Source organism: Cyanobacteriota bacterium, from assembly GCA_027618255.1.
Lineage (GTDB): Bacteria > Cyanobacteriota > Vampirovibrionia > LMEP-6097 > LMEP-6097 > JABHOV01.
This window is the reverse complement of the sequence record JAQCFG010000094.1, coordinates 1-5,415: the sequence shown is the minus strand read 5'-3', so window position 1 is coordinate 5,415 and position 5,415 is coordinate 1. Positions and strand designations below refer to the sequence as shown.

General features: G+C 38.6%; 5 protein-coding genes and 1 tRNA gene. 3 read left to right on the top strand and 3 right to left on the bottom strand.

Features of this window, described 5'->3' with window-relative positions:
• The coding region (locus tag O3C63_09435; protein MDA0773144.1) for a hypothetical protein at positions 1-1,192 on the top strand (1,192 nt) is incomplete at its 5' end.
• Here the strand turns inward: O3C63_09435 and O3C63_09430 are convergent.
• Both O3C63_09430 and O3C63_09425 read right to left on the bottom strand, forming a co-directional pair.
• On the bottom strand, positions 1,176-2,393 hold the full coding sequence (locus tag O3C63_09430; protein ID MDA0773143.1) for a glycoside hydrolase family 16 protein: 1,218 nt from the start codon (positions 2,391-2,393) through the stop codon (positions 1,176-1,178). The genes O3C63_09435 and O3C63_09430 overlap by 17 nt on opposite strands.
• Positions 2,393-3,493: a DegT/DnrJ/EryC1/StrS family aminotransferase gene (locus O3C63_09425; protein ID MDA0773142.1), complete on the bottom strand. Its 1,101-nt coding sequence runs from the start codon at positions 3,491-3,493 to the stop codon at positions 2,393-2,395. Before O3C63_09425 ends, O3C63_09430 begins: the two co-directional genes overlap by 1 nt.
• Positions 3,494-3,884: 391 nt before the next feature.
• On the opposite strand from O3C63_09425, the gene O3C63_09420 reads away from it, so the two are divergent.
• Complete coding sequence (locus O3C63_09420) at positions 3,885-4,214, top strand: 4a-hydroxytetrahydrobiopterin dehydratase (GenBank protein MDA0773141.1); 330 nt, start codon at positions 3,885-3,887, stop codon at positions 4,212-4,214.
• A gap of 76 nt (positions 4,215-4,290) precedes the next feature.
• Positions 4,291-4,366, top strand: a tRNA-Ala gene (locus tag O3C63_09415).
• A gap of 19 nt (positions 4,367-4,385) precedes the next feature.
• On the opposite strand, the gene O3C63_09410 is transcribed toward O3C63_09415, so the two are convergent.
• Entirely contained in the window at positions 4,386-5,066 is a 681-nt protein-coding gene (locus O3C63_09410; protein ID MDA0773140.1) for a hypothetical protein, read from the bottom strand.
• Between the last annotated feature and the right edge of the window lie 349 nt (positions 5,067-5,415).

Here is a 5,415-nt window from a genome sequence, read left to right as displayed (position 1 = left end):
TCGAAATTCACAGGGGAAATTTACTACTGTTGATATAGCTAAATGTTTTATAGGCTTATATGATAAAAAGTTTGCAGGCTTAGATGATTTGCTTATATTTTTAACAGAGACCTTAAAGCCAATAAGTCATCAACTCGATCCTCAACGATTTCACGCCATCCTTAGCGGATGCATGTTGTTTGATCCAAAACTTTATAAGGATTTGTATCAAACACTTACTCAATCCTTAGCTGAGGGCTTAGAAATAAAAGATCCAAGTATTCTATCTAGTTCATTTTCTGGTCTTTCCCAAAAAGATCCAAACATGATTGAGCCACTATTGCAAGAGATGGAGAAACAACTTGACAAGAATATTGATTTTATGGGGCTTAACGAGGTCTCAGATATTTTTTATTCATTGACTTACAATACTAGCCCAACAGCCAAAAGTATTAGGACTAAGCTGAAGCAAAGACTGGTGACTGTGTTAGATGAGAATTTAGGCATGCCACCGGCAGAAGCTTATAAAGCTTTTGCCAAGATTTGTTATAGCGCACGTTTCTATGATGATCATTTAGCAGTAGCAACTAATGCATTGTCTTCAATGTTGAAAACAGCTAGGGAATTGCCTTCGGGAGTCATTGCATATTCTTCTGTTCTAAGTGGTCTTCGTTTGAATCCTATACAGCACTCTGCTTTGATTGAATCTATTCTTGATATTTTAGCAAGCGATCAGCACTCTAGCAATGAAGAGCGGGGATTCCTATTAAGAGAATTAGTACTCCTGCAGTTTGCTGGCAAGGGTGAAATTGCTTGTAATGCAAAATTGTTAGATTATATCAAAATGCTTCAAACAAATTTGCCTGATGCATCAGAGAGTGATAAGACAACAGGATCTTCAACTGAAGCTAGAATTTTTACGGGTCTAGAAAATGCAGGGCTCGGCTTAGAATTGATTGCAGCTAAATATGTTGATGAAATTGAAATGGATATCTTCATACCACAATTGAAGCTAAATATTGAAATTGATGGACCTTTGCATGAACTTGACTTAGTGAAAAAAGACAATGAATTGAGAGATGCTTATTTATTTGAGACTTATGGTATCAAAACTTTAAGAGTAGCTTTAGAGTCTGGAAATTATAAGACTGTTGAAGAGATAGTTGCAGAGATAGTTGCAGAGATTAAGAAGCATCTCATGACCTTGGCTTAATTAATTCATACCTCACAGACTCAATAACAACCCTATCCTTGGCTTTGCTTGTTATAACTAGATGTTCTAATCCTTGTCCTAGTTCAAACTCTCCAAGTGGATGCCAGTAATTGCAATCTTGATTCTGATTGACTTTGACTTCAGTAATCCCTGAGCCATGGGTGATGATGAAACTAAGATCTTCTGCGAGTTTCTTTTTTGATTGAGGCCATTTAGCAGATACTCTATAAAGACCAGCTTCTTTGATTGCTATGTCCCAACTTATACTATTGGTTCTATCTTTTTTGAACCAGGCTTTTTTACTTTCTAGGTAATTTTTTTTCTTTTTCCATTTGCCTGAGAGCTCAGCTGTGTCGATGTTGTATTCTTGGATTGGATTGAGCTGCGCTTCACCGGTCCAAACTCTGACATAGTCAACATAGGTATGATCTGGCAGCTTACCAAAATCATCTGTTGCCCAGCCACCCATCTCAGTACTAATAATCATATGCATCGGAATATTGGCGATACGCGGATTAGTCCATCTTTCAACTTCAATGTCATCAATAAACCAAATCAATAAACCTTCTTGCCAATAGAGTCCAAACTTGCGATAGCCACCTGGGGCATCATGCGAGACAGAATACCTCTCTCCCATTGACTGGCGAGTTTTTCTGTAACCATTCCAGTGAGCGGCATAGTGGAATTGATTTGGTCCCCATTCACTAAGGTGTTCCATGATATCTATTTCCATCCCCTTGGTGCCGTCAATATTGAAAGTAGACCAAGCTTGGGGCACAACCCGGTTTGGCATTAGCCAAAAAGCAGGCCAAAGACCGGCGCTCTTGGGTAGTTTCATTCTTGCTTCAAAGTAGCCATATTGTTGTGTGAATTTGCCGAAGCTATTAATTTGTCCGGAGTGATAGTTTCTTTGAAATTTTTGACCTTTGATGTCTGTAAGCTGGTGTTTGCCTTGATTAGAACTAATCACAAGATTGCCATTGGCTGTTGTGATATTCTCGTCTAAGAATAAACATATTGAGCCACCAAGCTGCACTCTACCTCGTGGCAAGCTTGTGTTCCATTTATTGGTATCTAAATTATCAAAGTCATCAGAGAAACTAAGTTGCCAATCGCCAGGGATTGGTGGTTTGTCATACGATGCTAATGCCGCTAGTGGACTCAAACAGAGAAGGTAAATTAGAATTAAAGTATGTCTCATTATTGCAGGGCTTCAACTACTATTCTAACGTCATCATCACTTAATTCAGGATAAATTGGTAAACAAAGTATGTTTTGGCTTGCTTTTAATGAGTGAGGGAAGTCTTCAGGTCTATGACCAAGATGCTCATAGAGTTTTTGCATATGTAGCGGCAGTGGATAGTAAACCTCTGAAGAGATTCCTTTATCTGCCAGCTCTTGTTTGAGCTGGTCTCGATTAGCATCAACTGCAATGGTGTACTGGTGATAAATATGACTTGATTCTGGAATGCATTTGGGACTTTGTGCTCGAGTGATTCCTTGATTGTAGATCTCGGCAATCTCAACACGCCTGTTATTCCAGGTGTCTATATGTTTGAGTTTGATTCTCAAAATAGCAGCTTGAATTTCATCCATCCTTGAATTGACTCCAAGCTCGTCGTGGTAATAGCGTCTATCAGAGCCGTGTACTCTAATACGACGCAAGCGCTTAGCAAGCTGGTCGTCATTAGTTGTGCACATGCCAGCGTCGCCAGCGGCAGAAAGATTTTTGGTTGGGTAGAAACTAAAAGTACCAATGTCTCCTATGCCACCAACTCGTTTATCATTGTATTTGGTACCAAAAGCTTGAGCAGCATCTTCAATCACTTTGAGATTGTGTTTGCGGGCAACTGCCATAATTTCATCCATCTGCGCAGCTTGACCGTAGAGGTGCACAAGAATAATAGCTTTGGTCTTGTCTGTAATTTTCTTTTCGATTTCTTGTGGATCGATATTGTAAGTCTCTGGATTAATATCCGCAAAAACAGTTGACGCGCCAGTTTGATCAATTGCTTCAGCTGTTGCAGCAAAAGTGAAAGGAGTAGTTATAACTTCATCTCCTGCTTTGATATCAAGCGCGAGTAATGCAATATAAAGTGCGTCTGAACCATTGGCGCAAGTGATAGCGTGTTTGACTCCAAGAAACTCAGCGGCTTCTTGTTCAAAGGCTTGTACGTTGGGTCCAAGAACAAAATGTGCAGATCTAAGTACTTCTATTACAGCTTGCTCAACTTCGTTTTGAATTTGAGAATATTGTGCCTTTAGATCTAGCAGGGGTATTTTTTTGGTCGTTGTAGACATAATGTCATTATGACATTGCGAGTAACGAATGTGACGAAGCAATCCAGTTAAAAGATTTAATCAATGCATTAGGTTGCCACGCTCTGCGGGCTCGCAATGACAATATCTAAGCTGCTTTAGCTTTTTTGGCCTTCCGTTTAGCCACTTTGGCTGCTCTTTTTACGCCACGTTGTTGTTTGTCTGGGTTGATTTTTTTACTCATATCTGTCTCCGAGACTGTAAATACTAGCATACCCTCTAGGCATTAGGCCTGTTGCGAAACGAAGTTTTGTAGTACAGGTCGCCTGAAAAAAGGTAGCAACCGTGCGGAATGCACGTGTTGCCCTAATTGAGATCTCAACTTTCGCATCAAGTCTATTATGTAGCTCTGATCTTTGCTAGAATTGTATCAATGAAAACGAACTGTAATGACCATGGTTCTTGTCCTTCCATAGCTTTGAAGGATACAGAGCTAATGGAATATAAAGTAAAAATAAACAAGAATTGGCAATTAATAGATACAGAGCCTAAGCAGCTTGTTAGGGATTTTGAGTTTGATACTTACCTGGCTGGTCTTGATTTTGCAAATCAAGTTGCTCAAATTGCCGAAGAATTGAATCATCATCCTAATATGATTTTGGGTTTTAAAAAAGTCCGAGTTGAGTACTATACTCATAATGCTGGTGGTTTGACTGAGATGGATTTTGATGCGGCTGCTAGAATAGATTTATTGCTCGCGTAAGTGTAGTGATATCAAGGACGTAACTCTTTGAGCGTTGTTTTATGACGCAAGACAAGAGTTGCTTCCATCCCTTTTAGGGCCTATAACTCAGCTGGTAGAGTGTTTCCATGGCATGGAAGAAGTCAGCGGTTCGAATCCGCTTAGGTCCACCATTCTCAGTAATCCGATTTATTATTGTGGTTCAATTTTTAAACAATTAACTAGAATATCATCCATAACAGTTCGATATTTTCTAATACAAAGTATATATCTACCTAAATGATATAGTTTTTTGATTGTGACATAGCCAAACATTACATTTAAGAATATTTGGAGATATAGATTGTCAAGATTGTTGTAAATCAAGCAAGAGGTTAGTATTGTTGCATAAAGTGGAAACGTGAGTGCTACCTTGGCTGATCCTTCTAGAGAAAGATTTGTACGTGGATCTTTGACACGTTCGAATAATCCAACTTTCTTTAAAGAAGAGTCTTTGTGTATATTACGTGTGATTGTTATTTCTTGAGTTTCTTGGTCATTGATAACGAGGTTATATTCATAATCAATCAGTAGACCGTAGAGCAACCATTTGTTTATATTGTTTGGAAGTTTATAATTAATACTTGCAAGTATATAGTCTAATTTCTTTGCGTCACGCTCTTTTAAGGAATTGAGGCTAATTAAATCAAAGAGTATTGCCCCGTCTTGACGATCTTTGACAGGACTATCAAAAGGCAGATCCGTATGAAACCTTAATTTCACAGATTGATCAGATCTGGCTATTTGTAATATTGAATTATAAACAAATGCTTCTTTTGAACAATTGTGCTCAAGGTCTTGCATAAAGCTTCTTGCGGAGCCTTTGTTTGCCATGATTTTGAATCGTTTTTTAGTTCTGAATAGAAAAGAGATCATCGTTGTGTTGTTAATCTTGTTTAATCAATTAGTTTAATAACCTTCCAAAAAATCTTCTTACAAGCAAGCTCTCTAATTTGCTCACGGCTTAATCTACGTGCAATCCAGTTTAGTTTCTCGACTTCGGTTTGTCAACCCCTCGATTTAGGAAGCCACTTTTTCTAAAAGAGAGATGACAGAGCCAGACTTTGCTGTGTCATCTTCGATCCTAGCCTTATTCTGAGCAAAGGCGAATACTCCGAAGCTTGTTCAATTTCAAAGTAATGATGCTGTTATAAATTAATTTGCTTCGGGGATGAGCTGCGCG

Bases quoted from the DNA above. Each gene is read 5' to 3' on its own strand.
- O3C63_09430 (MDA0773143.1), bottom strand. From the start codon at position 2,393: ATGAGACATACTTTAATTCTAATTTACCTTCTCTGTTTGAGTCCACTA.
- O3C63_09425 (MDA0773142.1), bottom strand. From the start codon at position 3,493: ATGTCTACAACGACCAAAAAAATACCCCTGCTAGATCTAAAGGCACAA.
- O3C63_09420 (MDA0773141.1), top strand. From the start codon at position 3,885: ATGAAAACGAACTGTAATGACCATGGTTCTTGTCCTTCCATAGCTTTG.
- O3C63_09410 (MDA0773140.1), bottom strand. From the start codon at position 5,066: ATGGCAAACAAAGGCTCCGCAAGAAGCTTTATGCAAGACCTTGAGCAC.